Below are 17,649 nucleotides of genomic sequence, written 5' to 3' on the forward strand. Positions count from 1 at the left end.
CCGCGCCGCAGGCGCCCGCGCCCCAGCCCGCCGCCGCGCCGTCCGCTCCCGCCGCCGCCCCGACCGCCGACCTGACCAAGCCCGAGGACGCCCGATGAGCAGCCCCCAGTCCCAGACGCCGCAGGCCGCGCCCGCCTGGCAGGCGGCGCCCGGCACCGCGTTTCCGTCCGGCTACACCTCGCCGATCCCCATCGTGCGCACGCACCTCGGGAACGCCATCGCGTCCGAGTGGACGAAGATCAGGTCGGTGCGCTCCACCCTGTGGACGCTCGGCGTGTTCGTCCTGCTCGTCATCGGCATCGGCACGCTGACCGGCGTGGTGGTGGCCAACTCCGACCCGGCCCTGGGCGGCGAGAGCCCGCTCGGCCTGGGCTTCTTCGGGCTGCTCCTGGGCAGCATGTGCATCATCACGCTGGGCGTGCTGACCACGGCCTCGGAGTACGGCACGGGCATGATCCGCACCACGATGGTCGCCTGTCCGAGCCGCGGCCGGGTGCTGGCGGCGAAGGCCGTGGTGTTCTTCCTGGTCGCGTTCGTCGTGACGCTGGTGTCCGCGGCCCTCGTGGCCGTCATGCACGTGGCGATGCTGGAGGGCGACGGCGCCAAGTCCCCCTCCGGCGGTGAGTGGCTGAAGGCCACGGTCGGCATCGCCGCCTACGTCGCGCTGCTCGGCCTGCTCTCGCTGGCCGTCGGCTCGATCATCCGGCACTCGGCGGGCGCCATCACCATCATGATCGGCGCCGTCCTGGCCCCGCTGGTGATCGCGCTGTTCATGTTCGCGGAGTCGCTGCAGGACGTCCGCGACGCGCTGTTCGAGTACTCGATCCCGAACCAGCTCAGCGTCTTCTACTCCAACTCCCTCAGCACGTCCGGCCCGTCCGGCTGGGACCCGCTGTGGATCATGCTCGGCGCCACGGCCGTCGCCTTCGCCGCCGCCTTCGCGCTGCTGGAGAAGCGGGACGTCTGAGTCCGGTCAGAACCTCGGCGCGTTACGGGACCGCCGCACCCCCGGGGTGCGGCGGTCCCGCGCGTTCCAGCAGGCCTTGTGCCAGTGCCGTCTGTCGTCGACGCCCGCGTGCTCGGCCCACGCCACCACGTGCGGCATCCCGCCGGGGATCAGCTGGTCGCACCCGGGGCAGCGGTAGGACTTGCCCTGCGCGCCGGCGCCGGCCACGTGCCGCACGCTCCAGTCCTCGCCCCGCCAGTGCTCCGAGGACTGCCAGCCGCCGTAGCGGCCGTTCTCGTCCTCGGCAGTCCGGCCGGACGATCCGGCGCCCTTGGGTCGGTTGCGACGCGGGGACACGGGACACCTCTCGGGGCTATACAGGAAGCGGGCCGTGTCCAGCCTACGCGGCGCACGGCGGGGTACGCGTACGGCACCAATCGCCACAAGTCCCTCCCGGGCGGGGAACGCTCTCCCCCGGGCCCGCCCGGGGGTCCGCCGGGTCCCTCGCGGAGCGCCGCATTCTGCAGACAATCCGCAAATTACCCCGGCCGGCCGTGTCCTCGGCACGTGTCAGACGGTTATGCCCTGTGGGGGAGCTCCGCGTCGGAGCCAAGGAAGCAGGAAAGCAATGCGCGTTGGAAGTTTCGTGTTGGCAGCCCAGTTCCCCGGTCAGGGCGAGGGAGAGGCGCTGCACCGCGCGGTCCGCTCGGCCGAGGTGGCCGAGGAGGCCGGGCTCGACACGGTCTGGCTGGCCGAACACCACTTCGTGCCGTACGGCACGTGCCCGTCGGCCATCACCCTGGCCGCCTTCCTGCTGGGCCGCACCCGCCGCATCCGGGTCGGTACGGCGGTCAGCGTGCTGCCCACCGTCCACCCCGTGGCCCTCGGCGAACAGGCGGCGCTGCTGCACCACACGAGCGGCGGCCGTTTCACGCTCGGCGTCGGGCGCGGCGGCCCATGGGTCGACCTGGAGGTGTTCGGCGCGGGCCTGGAGGCCTACGAGAAGGGGTTCCCGGAGTCCCTCGACGTCCTGCGGCGGTGGCTGCGCGAGCCGTCCGTGGCGGCCGACGGGGAGCGGTACCGCTTCCGTGAAGTACCGGTGGTGCCCCGGCCGTCGGAGGCGCTCACGGACGTCGCGGGGCCCGAGCTGGTCGTCGCCTGTACGTCGCCGGCGAGCGTGCGGCTGGCGGCCGAGCGCGGGCTGTCGATGCTCCTCGGGATGCACGTGGGGGACGAGGAGAAGGCGGAGATGGTCGCCCTGTGGCGACGGCACGCGCGGGCGGCCGGGCGGCCGGCGGAGGAGATCCACCGCGCGTGCCACGTCTCGGCCGGTGTCTGCCAGATCGCGGACCGGAGAGTCGACGCGGCGGAGACGCTGCTGAAGGCGATGCCGGGCTGGCTGAAGCAGGGCCTGGAGGCCCATGTCACGGTCGACGGGCGCACGCGCCGGATGCGCGACCCCCTGGCGTACACCGAACTGCTCTGCGGGCTGCACCCGGTGGGCACCCCGCGGCTGTGCGCGGACCGGCTGGCGGCGACCAGCGAGCGGACGGGCATCACCCGCTTCGCGCTGCTGGTCGAGGGCTCCGGGGACCTGGCGGCGACCGAGGAGAACGTACGGCGGCTGGGGGCCGAGGTGCTCCCCCAACTGGTCTGAGGGCGCGGTGACTTCCCGGGGGCTTGCCGCTCCGGTACAGAACTGCACCTCCCGCGTACGGAGCGGCAAGCAAGCGGCGCCGCGTCAGCAGTCCCGGAACTCGGGCGACTGGTTCAGCACCTGACTGCGGACCGAGGTGAAGCGGGTCAGCGTCTCGTCGACCGAGGAGTCAAGCGGGAACACGGCCACCCGGTGGCAGTTCTGGAAGGCCAGGCGCACACCGAAGTGCCGTTGCAGCGCGCCGCGTATCGCGTCACTCGCAAGCGCACGCAGCAGCTGGCCGCGTGCCTGCTCGTCCGGCGGGGGCGTCTGGTTGTCGGCGAACGTTCCGCCGTCCACCTTCAGCTGGGCCACCAGGGAGCTGATCATCTCCCACGCATAGGGCAGGGAGGTCCGGACGCAGTCGACGAATTCCGCTTCGTCGACCTCGCCTCGCTCGGCCTGTTCGAGTAGGGCCGGTGAGACGTCGAGCGACATGAGTTCTCCTCTCGCACCCCCAAGGAGCAGGGGTTGCCTGACAGATGAGGGAGAGCGCGATATCGGACACGCTGCGTACACGCACCGCGACCTCCCGTTCATACGGTAAGCAACGGCTGGGGGCGGCACCAGGAAAATGCGCAGATGAGACACTCCCAGTGAACACACCGTGCACACAATCGGCCATTACCGAACACGTGTTTTCCAGGGCGAATCGCGTGGACCGGCGCCCGTCGAGTAGCGTTGCCGACCATGCGTCTCGTCATTGCCCGCTGCTCCGTGGACTACGCCGGGCGGCTCACCGCCCACCTTCCCTCGGCCCCGCGCCTGATCCTGGTGAAGGCGGACGGCAGCGTCTCGATCCACGCCGACGACCGGGCCTACAAGCCCCTGAACTGGATGTCGCCGCCCTGCACCCTGAAGGAGGGCACCGGCGAGGATGAGGGCGTCTGGACCGTCATCAACAAGGCGGGCGAGAAGCTCATCATCACGATGGAGGAAGTCCTCCACGACTCCTCGCACGAACTGGGCGTCGATCCGGGCCTGATCAAGGACGGCGTGGAAGCGCACCTGCAGGAGTTGCTCGCCGACCGCATCGAGACACTCGGCGAGGGCTACACGCTCATCCGCCGCGAGTACCCGACGGCCATCGGCCCGGTGGACATCCTGTGCCGGGACGCCGACGGCAAGACGGTCGCCGTGGAGATCAAGCGGCGCGGTGAGATCGACGGTGTGGAGCAGCTGACGCGCTATCTGGAGCTGCTGAACCGCGATCCCCATCTCGCCCCGGTCCGCGGCATCTTCGCGGCTCAGGAGATCAAGCCCCAGGCCCGCGTCCTCGCGACCGACCGGGGCATCGGCTGCCAGGTCCTCGACTACGACGCCCTGCGCGGCATCGAGGACGACAAGCTGCGCCTGTTCTGACCCCTCCACACACGAAGGGGCCGGGTCCGCTGAACGGACCCGGCCCCTTCGTGTGTACGGGCGTCAGATCACCGACGGGGAGCCGCTCGGCGCCCCCGAGCCGCCCTCCGGCGCGCTCGCCGAGGTGCTGGCGGGGGCGCTGGAGGCCGGGCCGCTCGCCGAGTCCGACGTGGACGGCGAGGACGGCGGGTCGGACGTCGGGGGCTGCGAGGTGGGCGGGTCGGAGGTCGGCGGTTCCGACGTGGGCGGCTTGGACGTCGTCGGTGGCTTGGACGTCGTGGGCGGCTTGGACGTCGTGGGCGGCCTCGACGAGGACGGGGGCTTCGAGGACGACGGCGGCTTCGACGGTGACGCGGAGTCGCTCGGGTCCGCCGAGCCGCTCGGGGAGCCGGTCGGGGTCGGATCGTCCGAGGTGCCCAGCGTGCCGTCCGGGCCCGGATCGGTCGGACGGCCGGTCGCCGCGCCGGGGCCGCCGTCGCCGTCGTTGGCCGCCGGGTCGGCGCCCAGACTGCCGTCGCCCACGCCCTGGCTGGCCGAGGGGTTGACGCCGACCCGGTCGGAGGGCACGTTCGGCTCGTTGTCGGAGGTGGCGCCGAGCGTCACGACCGTGCCGAGCACGGCGACGAGCAGGGCGCCCGCACCGGCGGCCACGAGGTTGCGCCGGGCCAGCCCCTTGAGCCCGCCCCGTGCCTTGCGGGAGGGTGCGGGCGAACCGCGGTGGGTGATCAGGGCCGGGGTCGTGGGCGGCTGGAGCGTCGGGAAGGCGGCCGGGACACCGCCGGAGGGCGACGCCGACTCCTCGTACCGGGCGTCGGGCACCTCCTCGGCCGCGGTCGGCCCGAGCCCGATCGGCGTGCCCGAGCGGTCGGCGACCAGGGCGAGGGCCCGCCGGCCCGCGACCGTGCCGCGCTTGTCGGAGAGGGCGCCGCGCAGGCCGATGGAGGTTTCCAGTTCGCTGCGGGCCCGGTCGAGGCTGCCGCCGCACAGGGCGAGGATGCCGAGCTCGTGGTGGAAGTAGGCCTGTTCGGCGACGTCCCCGGCGAGCCGGGCGGCTTCGGCGCCGGCCCGCAGGGTCCGCTCCCAGGCGCTCCAGTGCAGTCCGGCGGCGAACGCGGGCGCGGCGGTGCGGGCCAGGTGCACGGCCGCGCTCTCCTCGCCCTCGGTGGCCGAAGTGGTGAGCGGCCCGAGCACGGTGAGGGCGGCGAGGAGCGCGTCGGCCTCGGCGCACACGCGCTCGGGGGTGACCGAGGGGTGCCCGGCCCACCAGGAGTAGTGCTGGGCGGCGCTGCGGGCGCAGGCCTCGGCCTCGTCGGCGTATCCGGCGGCCTCCAGCTGCGCGGGGACGCCCGCGGCGAGCCGGTAGCGGGAGCCGACCGCGGAGACAAGGCCGCAGGCGGCCAGTTCGCCGAGCGCGGCGTCCGCGTGGGTGTCGCCGACCAGGGCGGGCAGATGCGCCTGGTGCGGGATCTCGCCGTCGAGGGCGACGGCGAACCGCAGGGTGGCCCGCGCGGAGGCGCTCAGCCGGGAGGCGAGCAGCGGCGCGGGCGCGGCGGCCTCGCCCAGCGAGGGCAGCGGTACGTCGTCACCCAGGTCGTAGGCGCCCGCGGCGTCGGCCGGAGGGGCGTCCTCGAAGACACCGAACTCGTCGACGGCCCCGGCGCCGGCGCGCAGCCGGTCGCGCTGCCGCAGCAGGGCACCGGCCTGGACGAACCGCAGGGGCAGGCCCTCGGACTCGAACCAGAGGTCGCCCGCCCAGTTGGACTCCTCCTCGGTGAGGGGCCGGCCGACGGCGTGCTCCAGCAGGTCGAGTCCGTCCGCGCGCTCCAGGCCGCCGAGGAGGACCTCCTCGATCGCGGCCCCGGCGGACGGGGCGGGCACGTCCGGGGTGGCGCCGAGCAGGAAGGCGCACTCGGGGGTGGCGTCCAGCAGCTCGTCGAGCGCGGCTCCGCCGAACTGCAGGTCGTCGAGGACGACGACGGCGCCGATCTCGCCGAGGTGGCTGAGCAGTTCGTCCCGGTCCGGGCGGTGCAGGGGGGCGCTGTACACCGCGTGGAACAGGTCGTACAGCAGATCCGCCGAGCTGCGGCCGAAGCCGTTGAGGCGGACCACCCCGTCGGGGGCGAGGTCCGCGCAGTCCTCGGCGACGAGGTCGAGCAGCCGCGTGCGGCCGGAGCCGGCCGGGCCGGTGAGGCGGACGGAGCGGCCGCGGGCGAGCAGGCGCACCAGTCGCTCGCGCTCGTCCTGCCGGGCGAGCAGCGGCAGGGCGGGCTGTGCGGGGCCGGCCGGGGCGGGCGGGCGGGCCGCGCGCTCGGCCTCGGCGCGCTCGGCCGCGGTGAGCTTCACGGGCCGGGCGGGCCGTTCGGCGGGTGGGCAGGCTTCTATCTCGCTGCCGTCGACGGGGTTGACCGTCAGCAGGAAGTCGCCGGAGACGAGCTGCACCGTGCGGGCGAGCGCGGGCGCGTGCTGTCCGAAGTCGGGTGTGAGGGATTCCCGGGGCGGGCGCTGGCGCGGCCCCTGGCCGTCGCCTTCGTGGCCGTACTCCTCGGGTCCCCGGGTGTTCGGGTCCATAGGTCAAGCCCCCCAAAAGCGGGTGTGTGCTGTGAAAGCCCCTCCCGGCCTTGCTGCACACCGCGCTGTCGCTTCTGGTCCGGGCCCGCTAGAAGGGTGACAAGGCAGCGGGCAGCCGAACCCTAAACCTTCGCACAGTATCTACGACAGTCCGGGGTACCGCGCCGTCCGTAACGTCACGGTCTCGTGAGGATTGTGCGCGTCGCACGGTTCGACGACGTCCGTCCGGGTCTCCCCGGTCGCCCGGTTCACACCCGTGCGCGGGGTCACACGCGGGGCAGTGTCTCCACCCCGATGCCCCCCTCGATCGCCAGGATCCGGTGCAGGCGCGTGGCCACCAGCAGGCGCTGCATCTGCGGCGGTACACCGCGCAGCACCAGGCGTCGGCCGCAGCGGCCGGCCCGCCGGTGGGCACCCATGATCACGCCCAGGCCGGTGGCGTCCCAGGAGTCCAGTTCGGACAGGTCGAGCACGAGGTCGCCGACGCCGTCGTCGACGGCCGAGTGCAGGACCGTACGGGCGTCCGCCGCGCTCCGGACGTCGAGGCGGCCCCCGACGACCAGCTCGGCGTGGTCGCCCCTGATGTGCATATGCGCTCCCCGTGCGTGCGAATCGTGCTCCGCGTTCTGGTTTTGGGTGATGCAACCTCTGACTGTGTGGAGGAGTCAGAGGTTGCTTCCTGTAAGCGAACCGATACCGAATTCACCCGGGGGTGTGATGCCGCCGGGGCATGTGCGGTTTCAGTGCTTGTAGAAGCCCTGCCCGCTCTTGCGGCCGATGTCACCGGCGTCAACCATCCGGCGCATCGACTCGGGGGCGGCGAACTTCTCGTCCTGGGACTCGGTGTAGATGTTGTTCGTGGCGTGCAGCAGGATGTCGACGCCCGTCAGGTCCGCCGTGGCCAGCGGGCCCATGGCGTGGCCGAAGCCCAGCTTGCAGGCCAGGTCGATGTCCTCGGCGCTGGCGACGCCGGACTCCTGCAGCTTCGCGGCCTCGACGACCAGGGCGCAGATGAGACGGGTCGTCACGAACCCGGCGACGTCGCGGTTGACGACGATGCAGGTCTTGCCGACCGACTCGGCGAACTCGCGGGCGGTGGCGAGGGTTTCGTCGCTGGTCTTGTAGCCGCGGACGAGTTCGCACAGCTGCATCATCGGCACCGGCGAGAAGAAGTGCGTGCCGACGACCCGCTCGGGACGCTCCGTCGCGGCCGCGATCTTGGTGATCGGGATGGCGGAGGTGTTGGAGGCGAGGATCGCCTCGTCCTTCACGATCTTGTCGAGCGCGCGGAAGATCTCGTGCTTGACTTCCAGCTTCTCGAACACGGCCTCGACGACGACGTCCGCGTCGGCCGCGGCGTCCAGGTCGGTGGTCGCGGTGATGCGGGCGAGCGCGGCGTCGGCGTCGTGCGCCTCCAGCCTGCCCTTGGCGACGAACTTGTCGTATGACGCCTTGATGCCGTCGGTGCCCCGCGTCAGCGCCTCGTCGGTGACGTCACGCAGGACGACGTCCCAGCCCGCCTGTGCGGAGACCTGGGCGATGCCGGATCCCATGAGGCCGGCTCCGATGACGGCGAGCTTCCGTGCCACTGTGCGACTCCCCTGACGCGCTGCTTGTGTCTGCCTCTCGGGCGGACACTAGCGCTCGTGAGGGCCCGTGTGACCAGTAAGTAATGCGCGTCACGTCTCACATGACGGACATCACACCGGCGAGGGTCATTACGCGCCACGGACGGCGTAGTTGAGCACCTGCTCGCTCAACAGGCCCTCGATGTCGTCAAGAAGCCCGAGCGTCTCCCGGGACACTTCGTCCGGATTGCGCCCCCGGGCCATCTCGCGGCCGATCGAGACGAAGAGGGTGCCGTGGACCCAGCAGATCTGACCGGCGATCAGCCCGGGCAGCGGATCGCCGTCCCGGGCGCGGGTCTCCTCACGGAGGGTCGCCTCCAAATTCTCCTGGACCTCCTGCTGGATGCGCCACAGCCGGGAGCGCAGCGGCGGCGCCTCCTCGATGCACCGCATGAAGCGGTCGTAGCCCTCGATGAGGCCGACCCGGGGGGAGACGGCCTCGACCTCGGCGCGCAGTTCCCGCAGCACCGCCCGGGCGGCCGACTCCCCCGTGTCCCGGCCGCGCACCCAGCGGGAGAGCCGGTCGACGACCCCCGCGGAGCGGTCGAAGAAGAGGTCTTCCTTGGCCGGGAAGTAGTTGTAGACGGTGTTCACGGAGACGTCGGCCGCCTCCGCCACGTCCGCCATGGTCACGCTCACGAACCCGTGCTCCAGGAACAGCCCGGTGGCGATGTCGGAGATGCGCTGCCTGGTCTCGCGCTTCTTCCGTTCCCTGAGCCCTTCAGCCATGCCCGCATCCTAGCGTTCCTGGTGTCTGCCAAATTTTGGAGGCATTGCAAAATTTAAGGGACTCTGTTTTTCTGGGCGGCATGGCAATCATCAGTACGGCCGGTCTGGCCCGTACCTTCCGGACCAAGCGCGGCCCCGTCCAGGCCGTGCGCGGCATCGACCTGACCGTCCGCGAGGGCGAGATCCTCGGCTTCCTCGGCCCGAACGGCGCCGGCAAGACGACGACCCTGCGGATGCTGACAACCCTGCTGGAGCCGACCGGCGGCGCCGCCACCGTCGCGGGCCACGACCTGGCGACCGACCCGGCCGGAGTGCGCCGGGCCTGCGGTTACGTGGCCCAGTCCGGCGGGGTCGACCCGCAGATCAGCGTGCGCGAGGAACTGGTCACCCAGGGGCGTCTGTACCGGCTGAGCCGGACGCGGGCCGCCGAGCGCGCCGAGGAGCTGGCCGGTGAGCTGGGCCTGGCCGAGCTGCTCGACCGAAGGTGCGGCGCGCTCTCCGGCGGGCAGCGGCGGCGGCTGGACATCGCGATGGCGCTCACCCACCGCCCGAAGGTGCTGTTCCTGGACGAGCCGACGACCGGTCTCGACCCGGGCAGCCGCGCGGACCTGTGGGACCTGGTGCGGCGGCTGCGCGACGAGCAGGGCACGACCGTCTTCCTGACCACCCACTACCTCGACGAGGCCGACGCCCTCTCCGACCGGCTGGTGATCGTCGATCGGGGCGTGGTCGCCGCCGAGGGCACCCCGAGCGCGCTGAAGCTGCGGTACGGCGGCTCGCTCGACGCCTCGCTGAACGACACGTTCCTCGCCGTCACCGGCCGCAGCGCCACGCCCGCCGACACCGCCCCCGTAGCCGTCTAGGAAGTCACCGATGCTGCTCCACGACACGGCCCTCGTCTACGGCCGCTACCTGCGCCAGTCCCTGCGCTCGCGCTTCGCGCTGCTGTTCGGCGTGCTGATGCCGCTGCTGTACCTGCTGTTCTTCGGCCCGCTGCTGACCGATCTGCCGCTCGGCGAGCCGGGCAGCTCCTGGCAGGTCCTGGTCCCCGGACTGCTGCTCCAACTGGGGCTGTTCGGGGCGTCGTTCGCGGGCTTCACCATCATCCTGGAGAAGGGGCAGGGAGTGGTCGAGCGGATGCGGGTGACCCCGGTCAGCCGGCTGGCCCTGCTGCTCGGGCGGGTGCTGCGGGAGGCCACGGTCTTCGTCTTCCAGGCGGTGCTGCTGGTGCTGGCGGCGGTGGCGATGGGCCTGCGGGCGCCGCTGGCCGGTGTCCTGATCGGCTTCGGCTTCGTCGCGCTGCTCACCGTGTCGCTGTCCGCGCTGTCGTACGCGCTGGCGATGAAGCTGAGCACCCCGCAGGGGTTCGGCCCGGCGGTCAACGCGCTCACGATGCCCTCGATGCTGCTGTCCGGCCTGATGCTGCCGATGTCCCTGGGGCCGGCGTGGCTGGACGTCCTGTCGCACCTCATGCCGTTCCGCTATCTGGTGGACGCGGTGCGCGACGCCTACGTCGGCGACTATGCGACGGCCGACATGCTCCACGGCGTGCTGGTGGCCCTCGGCCTGACCGCGCTGTCCGTGACGGTGGGCACACGCGTGTTCCGATCCGCCGGGGCGTAACTACGCTGGCCGCATGGTCAATCTGACGCGCATCTACACCAGGACCGGCGACCAGGGCACGACCGCCCTCGGCGACATGAGCCGGGTCGCCAAAACGGACCTGCGGATCTCGGCGTACGCCGACGCCAACGAGGCGAACGCCGTGATCGGCAGCGCGATCGCCCTGGGCGGCCTGGACGAGGAGGTCGTCGAGGTCCTCACCCGCGTGCAGAACGACCTGTTCGACGTGGGTGCGGACCTGTCGACGCCGGTGGTGGAGAACCCGGAGTACCCGCCGCTGCGGGTCGAGCAGTTCTACATCGACCGGCTGGAGGCCGACTGCGACCGCTTCAACGAGCGGCTGGACAAGCTCCGCTCCTTCATCCTGCCGGGCGGCACGGCGGGCGCGGCCCTGCTGCACCAGGCCTGCACGGTGGTCCGCCGGGCGGAACGGTCGACCTGGGCGGCCCTGGAGGTCCACGCCGAGACGATGAACCCCCTCACGGCGACCTACCTCAACCGCCTCTCAGACCTCCTGTTCATCCTGGCCAGGACGGCGAACAAGGAGGCCGGAGACGTGCTGTGGGTGCCGGGCGGGGAGCGCTAGGTTCCGCCCCGCGCGGCGTGCCGGAGGCCGTTGGCGGAGAGGACCCCGTTCTGCTTCGCCTTGCTCATCGGTGGAGCCTCTCCTTGGGGCCGGTGACCGCCTCCGGCTCCCCCGCAGGCTCGCCCGCAGGCGCCTTCCGCGGCCAGATCAGATAACTCAGCGCGACCAGCCCGTGGATCCCGGCCGCACGCCAGGCCACGTAGCGCCAGCTCTCCAGGGAGGTCACGCGGCTCGGGTCGTCCACGTACCAGACGGCGAGCTGCAGGAGCGCGGTCGCGACGGCGGCGCCCAGCACCGTGCCCAGCCAGACCCTGCCCTCGTGACGGGCCCGGGCCATGCCGTACTGCGGCGGCTTCCGGGGCGGCGGGGCCCCGCCGAAGCGGTGGGCCGCGTGCCCGTCGAGCCACTTCACGGTGCGGTGGCCGTGACCGACGGTGTAGCCGATGTACAGCGCGGCCAGCCCGTGGGTCCAGTCGGGATCCGCGCCGTTCTTCAGGTCCAGCGCGGTGGCGACCAGCAGGACGACCTCCAGCAGCGGCTCGCACAGCAACAGCGCCAGCCCCGTACGCGGCATGCGCAGCAGGTAGCGGAAGGCCAGCCCGGCCGCCAGCAGCACCCAGAAGCCGATCTCACAGGCGGCGATCAAGGCGACGATCACGGTTCGCTCCTCTCGGTCACCCTTCCAGGCTCCCGGGCGGCGCGGCCGGAATCGTCGTCGCGCGTGACGAACCCCCGGTACATCGAAAGATGCAGTCCAGGACCCTTCGCGGGAATCAGGCGTGGGGCACGGCGGCCGTGTTGGATGGTGCCATGGCCGCACGACTCCCCCGCCCCCGCCGCTTCGACGTGCGCGTCGCGCTGGGCGGACTGCTCGGCGGGCTGCTGCTGTGGGGCGTCGGCCTGGCCACCCGTACGCACACCGAGCCGTACGTGCTCCTGCCCGGGCGCTGGCCCCTGTTGCTGCCGCTGGTGGTCATGGCGGGCTGCGAGCTGCTGCGCCGCAGCGCCCCCCGCACCGCCCTGCTGATCGGCACCCCCGCGCTGGTGCTGGACCTCGTCACCCAGGGCAACCTGGTCACGATCCTGCTGTACACGGACCTGATGTACGCGGCCGTCCTGTACGGGCCGCCAGGCTCGGCCCACCGCATCCCGCGGATCACCGGGCTGCTCACGGTGGCCGGGGCCGTGGTGCCGTTCGCGATCTGGCGCGAGCCCGAAGCGCTGCTGATCGGCGTGCTCACCGGCCTGGTCACCTTCGGGCCCGCCGCCACCGGCCTGATCGTGCGCAACCACCGCGACGCCGCGGAGGCGGCCCGGCTGCGCGCCGAGCAGACCGCGCTGCTCGCCGAGATGGACCGCACCCAGGCCGTCACCGCCGAGCGGGCCCGGATGGCCCGCGAACTGCACGACATGGTCGCCAACCACCTCTCCGCGATCGCCATCCACTCCACGGCCGCCCTCTCCCTCCAGGACCCCAGGACCTCGCAGGAGGCGCTGGTGGTCATCCGCGAGAACAGCGTCGAGGGACTGGCGGAGATGCGGCGGCTCATCGGGATCCTGCGCGACTCCAGCGGCGACACCGAGCCGGTCGCCGCCCCCACCCTCGACGGCCTCGGCGCCCTGGTGGACAACGCCCGCACCAACGGCCTCGACGTCAGCCTCGACGCGGCCCTCCACACGGCCCGGGGCGCGGTGCCGGCACCGGTGGAGCTCGCCGCCTACCGCATCGTCCAGGAGTCCCTCACCAACGCCCTCAAGCACGCCGGCGCCGGCCGGGTCACCGTGTCCCTTGCCCGCTGCGACGGAGCCCTGACGGTCCAGGTGACCAGCCCCTACGGCGACCGCGACGGGCCCACGGCCCCCGGCTCGGGAGCCGGCCTGGTCGGCATGCGGGAGCGCGCCGCGCTGCTGGACGGCACCTTCGAGGCCGGCCCCGAGGACTCGCCGGACGGCAGGATCTGGGCCGTCCGCGCCGCCCTGCCCGTCAGCGACACCGCCGAAGGAGACACCGCATGATCCGCGTCCTGGTCGCCGAGGACCAGTCGGCCGTCCGCGCAGGCCTGGTCCTCATCCTGCGCAGCGCGCCCGACATCGAGGTGGTCGGCGAGGCCCCGGACGGCGAGCGGGCGGTGGCGCTGGCCCGCGAGCTGCGGCCCGACCTGGTGCTGATGGACGTTCAGATGCCCCGTCTGGACGGGGTGTCGGCCACCCGGCAGGTCGTCGCCGAAGGGCTCGCGGACGTGCTCGTGCTGACCACCTTCGACCTGGACGCGTACGTGTTCGGGGCGCTGCGCGCGGGCGCGGCCGGCTTCCTGCTGAAGAACACCGAGGCGAGGGACCTGCTGGAGGCGGTCAGGACGGTCGCGCGCGGGGAAGGGCTCATCGCCCCCGCGGTCACCCGGCGGCTGATCGCGGAGTTCGCCGCCAGGCCGGTCCGGGAGCCCGCGGCCGACCCGGCGGTGCTGGACCGGCTGACCCGCCGTGAGCGCGAGGTGCTGTCCTGCCTGGGCGAGGGCCTGTCCAACGCGGGCATCGCCGAGCGGCTCGACATGGCGGAGGCGACGGTGAAGACGCACGTCAGCCGCCTGCTGGCGAAGCTGGAGCTGCGCAGCCGGGTGCAAGCGGCGGTGCTCGCTCAGGAGTTGCGGATCTGATCGGGCCCTGATCACAGCGGGTCGCGGTGGTCCAGACCTATTGACCGGTGGTCCAGACCTTTCTATTCTCACCGCACCATGTGTGGCGTGAGGCTCAGTCACGCCCCCCACAACTCCATCAAGGAGGCGCAGCATGCGCTTCAGACACAGAGCCGCGGCAGGGTTCGCGACACTGTTGCTCCCCTTCGCCGGCCTCGTCGGCCTGGCGAGCCCGGCCCAGGCAGCGACGTCCGCCACCGCGACCTACGCCAAGACCCAGGACTGGGGCTCCGGCTTCGAGGGCAAGTGGACGGTGAAGAACACCGGCACCACCACCCTCAGCTCCTGGACCGTCGAGTGGGACTTCCCCTCCGGAACCTCCGTCACCTCCGCCTGGGACGCCGACGTCACCTCCTCCGGCTCCCACTGGACCGCGAAGAACAAGTCCTGGAACGGCACCCTCGCCCCCGGGGCCTCCGTCACCTTCGGCTTCAACGGCTCCGGCTCCGGCTCCCCCGCCAACTGCAAGCTCAACGGCGGCAGCTGCGACGGCGGCACCACCGAGCCCGGCGACAGCGCGCCGAGCGCCCCCGGCACCCCGACCGCCTCCGGCATCACCGACACCTCGGTGAAGCTGAGCTGGTCCGCCGCCACCGACGACAAGGGCGTCAAGAACTACGACGTCCTGCGCGACGGCGCCAAGGTCGCCACCGTGACGACGACCTCGTACACGGACACCGGCCTGACCAAGGGCACGGACTACTCCTACTCCGTGCAGGCGCGTGACACCGCCGACCAGACCGGCCCGGTCAGCGGCTCCGTCCGCGTCCGCACCACCGGCGGCACCACCGAGCCCCCGCCCACCGGCGACAAGGTCAAGCTCGGCTACTTCACCGAGTGGGGCGTCTACGGCCGCAACTACCACGTCAAGAACCTCGTGACGTCGGGCACCGCGTCGAAGATCACCCACATCAACTACGCGTTCGGCAACGTCAAGAACGGTCAGTGCACCGTCGACGACACCTACGCCGCCTACGACAAGGCCTACACCGCCGACCAGTCCGTCAGCGGCACCGCCGACACCTGGGACCAGCCGCTGCGCGGCAACTTCAACCAGCTGCGCCAGCTGAAGGCGAAGTACCCGCACATCAAGGTGCTGTACTCCTTCGGCGGCTGGACCTACTCCGGCGGCTTCGGCCAGGCCGCGCAGAACGCCGCCGCGTTCGCCAAGTCCTGCAAGGCCGTCGTGGAGGACCCGCGCTGGGCCGACGTCTTCGACGGCATCGACATCGACTGGGAGTACCCGAACGCCTGCGGCCTGACCTGCGACACCTCGGGTCCGGCGGCCTTCAAGAACCTCTCGCAGGCCCTGCGTGCCGAGTTCGGCCCGGACTACCTGGTCACCGCGGCCATCACCGCCGACGGCTCCTCCGGCGGCAAGATCGACGCGGCCGACTACGGCGGCGCCGCCCAGTACCTCGACTGGTACAACGTGATGACCTACGACTACTTCGGCGCCTTCGACAAGGACGGCCCGACCGCCCCGCACTCCCCGCTCACCTCGTACCCGGGCATCCCGCAGGACGGCTTCAACTCGGCCGACGCCATCGCCAAGCTCAAGGCGAAGGGCGTCCCCGCCAAGAAGCTGCTGCTCGGCATCGGCTTCTACGGCCGCGGCTGGACCGGCGTCACCCAGTCCGCCCCCGGCGGCTCGGCCACCGGAGCGGCTCCGGGCACGTACGAGGCGGGCATCGAGGACTACAAGATCCTGAAGAACTCCTGCCCGGCCACCGGCACCATCGCCGGCACGGCGTACGCCCACTGCGGCAGCAACTGGTGGTCGTACGACACCCCGGCGACCATCGCGGGCAAGATGAGCTGGGCCAAGAACCAGGGCCTCGGCGGCGCGTTCTTCTGGGAGTTCAGCGGCGACACCGCGAACGGAGAGCTGGCGACCGCGATCGACAGCGGCCTGAAGTAGGCCCGACCAGAGAGAGATGCGAAGGGTCGTAGACCCCAAGCGACATTGACGCTCCCCCAGACTTCGTCCGGGGGGACCCCCACCCAGCGGGTGAACGTGGCTACGCCACGTTCACCCGCTGTCCGGGCGGGGCTGCTTCGAGCCACGCGAGGAAACCGGTCAGCGCGTCTTCGCTCATCGCGAGTTCGAGACGCGTACCCCGGTGCAGACAGGTCAGGATCACGTGGTCGGACAGCAGCGCCAGCTCCTCCTCGCCCTCCGGGACCCGGCGGCCGGCCACCTCGATCGCGGACCGCTCCAGGACGCGGCGCGGGCGCGGCGAGTACGAGAAGACACGGAACCACTCGACGCGGTCGCCGTTGTACCGGGCCACCCCGTACGCCCAGCCCTTGCCGCTGGTGTCGCTCTGCTCCGCGACGTCCCAGCGCAGGCTGGCGTCGAAGGTGCCGCCCGAACGCTGGATGAGCCGGCGGCGCAGCCCGAAGACGAACAGGCCCACCACCACGAGGGCCACCACGATTCCGCACACAGTCAGAGCGAGGACCATCGACACCGACCTCCTCGTCTCCTAGGTAACGGAACGTAAAAAACACCCACATCCGCCTCAGCCGCGGCCGGGTCCGGATCTCTCCGGTACCCAGCCGCGGCTGAGTGACGTCTTCACACGGCGGGCGGCGTCAGCGCGCCGCCGTCGCAGCCCGCAGCCGGACGTCCGCGCGGCGCTTGGCCTCCGCGTCGTCCTCCGCCTTCGCGCGCTCCAGCTCCCGCTCCGCGCGCTGGACGTCGATCTCGTCCGACAGCTCGGCGACTTCCGCCAGCAGCGAGAGCTTGTCGTCGGCGAACGAGATGAATCCGCCGTGCACCGCGGCGACGACCGTCCCGCCGTCGCTCGTGCGGATGGTCACCGGGCCCGACTCCAGCACACCGAGCAGCGGCTGGTGACCGGGCATGACGCCGATGTCGCCGGACGTGGTGCGCGCGACGACCAGGGTGGCCTGGCCGGACCAGACCTCACGGTCGGCCGCGACCAGCGCGACGTGCAGCTCAGCAGCCAAGGGTGGCTCCTCGGGTCACCACCCGGCGGGAGTGCCGGGTGTTGGTTACAAGTCTAATGGGCGTGACGAAGGGGGCGGGACGTTCCCCGCCCCCTCCGGCGTGAGCACGAGGCTCACATCGAGCACGAGGCTCAGGAGACGCCGAGCTCCTTGGCGTTCTTCTTCAGGTCCTCGAGACCACCGCACATGAAGAACGCCTGCTCCGGGAAGTGGTCGTACTCGCCGTCGCAGATCGCGTTGAACGCGGCGATCGACTCGTCCAGCGGCACGTCCGAACCGTCCACACCGGTGAACTGCTTGGCGGCGTGGGTGTTCTGGGACAGGAAGCGCTCCACGCGACGGGCACGGTGGACGACGAGCTTGTCCTCCTCGCCGAGCTCGTCGATACCGAGGATCGCGATGATGTCCTGCAGGTCCTTGTACTTCTGCAGGATGTTCTTCACGCGCATCGCGGCGTTGTAGTGGTCCGCCGAGATGTACCGCGGGTCGAGGATGCGGGACGTCGAGTCCAGCGGGTCCACGGCCGGGTAGATGCCCTTCTCGGAGATCGGACGGGACAGAACCGTCGTCGCGTCGAGGTGGGCGAAGGTGGTGGCCGGGGCCGGGTCGGTCAGGTCGTCCGCGGGGACGTAGATCGCCTGCATCGAGGTGATCGAGTGACCACGGGTCGAGGTGATGCGCTCCTGGAGGAGGCCCATCTCGTCGGCCAGGTTCGGCTGGTAGCCCACCGCGGAGGGCATACGGCCGAGCAGGGTCGACACCTCGGAACCGGCCTGGGTGAAGCGGAAGATGTTGTCGATGAAGAACAGCACGTCCTGCTTCTGGACGTCACGGAAGTACTC

The 17,649-nt window shown here is 71.7% G+C and carries 18 protein-coding genes and 1 pseudogene; 9 read left to right on the plus strand and 10 right to left on the minus strand.

The window, feature by feature from the left end:
* The first annotated feature begins 94 nt into the window (after positions 1-94).
* Positions 95-967 (plus strand): ABC transporter permease subunit, encoded by an 873-nt coding sequence (locus tag RIN80_RS05050; protein WP_309094262.1) that lies wholly within the window; start codon positions 95-97, stop codon positions 965-967.
* Positions 968-973: 6 nt separating this feature from the next.
* Here RIN80_RS05050 and RIN80_RS05055 read toward each other — a convergent pair whose 3' ends face one another.
* Complete coding sequence (locus tag RIN80_RS05055; RefSeq protein WP_309094263.1) at positions 974-1,303, minus strand: ATP/GTP-binding protein; 330 nt, start codon at positions 1,301-1,303, stop codon at positions 974-976.
* Positions 1,304-1,574: 271 nt separating this feature from the next.
* Between RIN80_RS05055 and RIN80_RS05060 the strand changes: the two genes are divergently transcribed.
* A complete protein-coding gene (locus RIN80_RS05060) occupies positions 1,575-2,603 on the plus strand; it encodes an LLM class flavin-dependent oxidoreductase (protein WP_309094264.1) in 1,029 nt (342 codons plus the stop codon).
* Between the two features lie 84 nt (positions 2,604-2,687).
* Here RIN80_RS05060 and RIN80_RS05065 read toward each other — a convergent pair whose 3' ends face one another.
* Positions 2,688-3,080: an SCO5389 family protein gene (locus tag RIN80_RS05065; RefSeq protein ID WP_309094265.1), complete on the minus strand. Its 393-nt coding sequence runs from the start codon at positions 3,078-3,080 to the stop codon at positions 2,688-2,690.
* A 252-nt stretch (positions 3,081-3,332) separates the two neighbouring features.
* Here RIN80_RS05065 and nucS point away from each other — a divergent pair, with 252 nt between their 5' ends.
* Positions 3,333-4,004, plus strand: a complete 672-nt coding sequence (nucS, locus tag RIN80_RS05070) for an endonuclease NucS (RefSeq protein ID WP_167407455.1) — start codon at positions 3,333-3,335, stop codon at positions 4,002-4,004.
* A gap of 63 nt (positions 4,005-4,067) precedes the next feature.
* Here nucS and RIN80_RS05075 read toward each other — a convergent pair whose 3' ends face one another.
* From RIN80_RS05075 to RIN80_RS05090, 4 genes are all read right to left on the minus strand, one after another.
* Positions 4,068-6,572, minus strand: a complete 2,505-nt coding sequence (locus tag RIN80_RS05075) for an ATP-binding protein (RefSeq protein WP_309094266.1) — start codon at positions 6,570-6,572, stop codon at positions 4,068-4,070.
* A gap of 266 nt (positions 6,573-6,838) precedes the next feature.
* On the minus strand, positions 6,839-7,162 hold the full coding sequence (locus RIN80_RS05080) for an STAS domain-containing protein (protein WP_003993003.1): 324 nt from the start codon (positions 7,160-7,162) through the stop codon (positions 6,839-6,841).
* Positions 7,163-7,312: 150 nt separating this feature from the next.
* Positions 7,313-8,161, minus strand: a complete 849-nt coding sequence (locus tag RIN80_RS05085; protein ID WP_309094267.1) for a 3-hydroxyacyl-CoA dehydrogenase family protein — start codon at positions 8,159-8,161, stop codon at positions 7,313-7,315.
* A 129-nt stretch (positions 8,162-8,290) separates the two neighbouring features.
* Positions 8,291-8,929: a TetR/AcrR family transcriptional regulator gene (locus RIN80_RS05090; protein ID WP_309094268.1), complete on the minus strand. Its 639-nt coding sequence runs from the start codon at positions 8,927-8,929 to the stop codon at positions 8,291-8,293.
* 80 nt (positions 8,930-9,009) lie between these two features.
* Here RIN80_RS05090 and RIN80_RS05095 point away from each other — a divergent pair, with 80 nt between their 5' ends.
* From RIN80_RS05095 to RIN80_RS05105, 3 genes are read left to right on the plus strand one after another with little or no spacing between them, the layout of a single operon-like run.
* Positions 9,010-9,792 carry an ATP-binding cassette domain-containing protein gene (locus RIN80_RS05095; RefSeq protein WP_309094269.1) on the plus strand — a complete coding sequence of 261 codons (783 nt, stop codon included), beginning with the start codon at positions 9,010-9,012 and terminating at the stop codon, positions 9,790-9,792.
* A gap of 10 nt (positions 9,793-9,802) precedes the next feature.
* Entirely contained in the window at positions 9,803-10,552 is a 750-nt protein-coding gene (locus RIN80_RS05100; protein WP_309094270.1) for an ABC transporter permease, read from the plus strand.
* Between the two features lie 13 nt (positions 10,553-10,565).
* Complete coding sequence (locus tag RIN80_RS05105; protein ID WP_309094271.1) at positions 10,566-11,138, plus strand: cob(I)yrinic acid a,c-diamide adenosyltransferase; 573 nt, start codon at positions 10,566-10,568, stop codon at positions 11,136-11,138.
* A 64-nt stretch (positions 11,139-11,202) separates the two neighbouring features.
* Here the strand turns inward: RIN80_RS05105 and RIN80_RS05110 are convergent, their stop codons facing one another.
* A complete protein-coding gene (locus tag RIN80_RS05110; RefSeq protein WP_309094272.1) occupies positions 11,203-11,796 on the minus strand; it encodes a hypothetical protein in 594 nt (197 codons plus the stop codon).
* 152 nt (positions 11,797-11,948) lie between these two features.
* Between RIN80_RS05110 and RIN80_RS05115 the strand changes: the two genes are divergently transcribed.
* The 3 genes from RIN80_RS05115 to RIN80_RS05125 all read left to right on the plus strand — a co-directional run bounded on the left by RIN80_RS05115 (position 11,949) and on the right by RIN80_RS05125 (position 15,752).
* A complete protein-coding gene (locus RIN80_RS05115; protein ID WP_309094273.1) occupies positions 11,949-13,154 on the plus strand; it encodes a histidine kinase in 1,206 nt (401 codons plus the stop codon).
* Positions 13,151-13,792 carry a response regulator transcription factor gene (locus RIN80_RS05120; RefSeq protein WP_309094274.1) on the plus strand — a complete coding sequence of 214 codons (642 nt, stop codon included), beginning with the start codon at positions 13,151-13,153 and terminating at the stop codon, positions 13,790-13,792. Before RIN80_RS05115 ends, RIN80_RS05120 begins: the two co-directional genes overlap by 4 nt.
* 133 nt (positions 13,793-13,925) lie before the next feature.
* On the plus strand, positions 13,926-15,752 hold the full coding sequence (locus tag RIN80_RS05125; protein WP_309094275.1) for a glycoside hydrolase family 18 chitinase: 1,827 nt from the start codon (positions 13,926-13,928) through the stop codon (positions 15,750-15,752).
* A 100-nt stretch (positions 15,753-15,852) separates the two neighbouring features.
* On the opposite strand, the gene RIN80_RS05130 is transcribed toward RIN80_RS05125, so the two are convergent.
* From RIN80_RS05130 to RIN80_RS05140, 3 genes and pseudogenes are all read right to left on the minus strand, one after another.
* Entirely contained in the window at positions 15,853-16,299 is a 447-nt protein-coding gene (locus RIN80_RS05130; RefSeq protein ID WP_309094276.1) for a DUF2550 domain-containing protein, read from the minus strand.
* A gap of 130 nt (positions 16,300-16,429) precedes the next feature.
* Positions 16,430-16,807 carry a F0F1 ATP synthase subunit epsilon gene (locus RIN80_RS05135; RefSeq protein ID WP_309094277.1) on the minus strand — a complete coding sequence of 126 codons (378 nt, stop codon included), beginning with the start codon at positions 16,805-16,807 and terminating at the stop codon, positions 16,430-16,432.
* A gap of 131 nt (positions 16,808-16,938) precedes the next feature.
* Positions 16,939-17,649, minus strand: a pseudogene (locus RIN80_RS05140) (F0F1 ATP synthase subunit beta); the annotation flags it as partial.

Source organism: Streptomyces sp., from assembly GCF_031181705.1.
Classification (GTDB): Bacteria; Actinomycetota; Actinomycetes; order Streptomycetales; family Streptomycetaceae; genus Streptomyces.

What these genes read in the sequence shown, in the direction of transcription:
- RIN80_RS05130 (WP_309094276.1), bottom strand. Translation starts at nt 16,299, where the DNA reads ATGGTCCTCGCTCTGACTGTGTGCGGAATCGTGGTGGCCCTCGTGGTG.
- RIN80_RS05115 (WP_309094273.1), top strand. Translation starts at nt 11,949, where the DNA reads ATGGCCGCACGACTCCCCCGCCCCCGCCGCTTCGACGTGCGCGTCGCG.
- nucS (WP_167407455.1), top strand. Translation starts at nt 3,333, where the DNA reads ATGCGTCTCGTCATTGCCCGCTGCTCCGTGGACTACGCCGGGCGGCTC.
- RIN80_RS05105 (WP_309094271.1), top strand. Translation starts at nt 10,566, where the DNA reads ATGGTCAATCTGACGCGCATCTACACCAGGACCGGCGACCAGGGCACG.
- RIN80_RS05075 (WP_309094266.1), bottom strand. Translation starts at nt 6,572, where the DNA reads ATGGACCCGAACACCCGGGGACCCGAGGAGTACGGCCACGAAGGCGAC.
- RIN80_RS05090 (WP_309094268.1), bottom strand. Translation starts at nt 8,929, where the DNA reads ATGGCTGAAGGGCTCAGGGAACGGAAGAAGCGCGAGACCAGGCAGCGC.
- RIN80_RS05080 (WP_003993003.1), bottom strand. Translation starts at nt 7,162, where the DNA reads ATGCACATCAGGGGCGACCACGCCGAGCTGGTCGTCGGGGGCCGCCTC.
- RIN80_RS05100 (WP_309094270.1), top strand. Translation starts at nt 9,803, where the DNA reads ATGCTGCTCCACGACACGGCCCTCGTCTACGGCCGCTACCTGCGCCAG.
- RIN80_RS05065 (WP_309094265.1), bottom strand. Translation starts at nt 3,080, where the DNA reads ATGTCGCTCGACGTCTCACCGGCCCTACTCGAACAGGCCGAGCGAGGC.
- RIN80_RS05125 (WP_309094275.1), top strand. Translation starts at nt 13,926, where the DNA reads ATGCGCTTCAGACACAGAGCCGCGGCAGGGTTCGCGACACTGTTGCTC.
- RIN80_RS05050 (WP_309094262.1), top strand. Translation starts at nt 95, where the DNA reads ATGAGCAGCCCCCAGTCCCAGACGCCGCAGGCCGCGCCCGCCTGGCAG.
- RIN80_RS05060 (WP_309094264.1), top strand. Translation starts at nt 1,575, where the DNA reads ATGCGCGTTGGAAGTTTCGTGTTGGCAGCCCAGTTCCCCGGTCAGGGC.
- RIN80_RS05120 (WP_309094274.1), top strand. Translation starts at nt 13,151, where the DNA reads ATGATCCGCGTCCTGGTCGCCGAGGACCAGTCGGCCGTCCGCGCAGGC.
- RIN80_RS05095 (WP_309094269.1), top strand. Translation starts at nt 9,010, where the DNA reads ATGGCAATCATCAGTACGGCCGGTCTGGCCCGTACCTTCCGGACCAAG.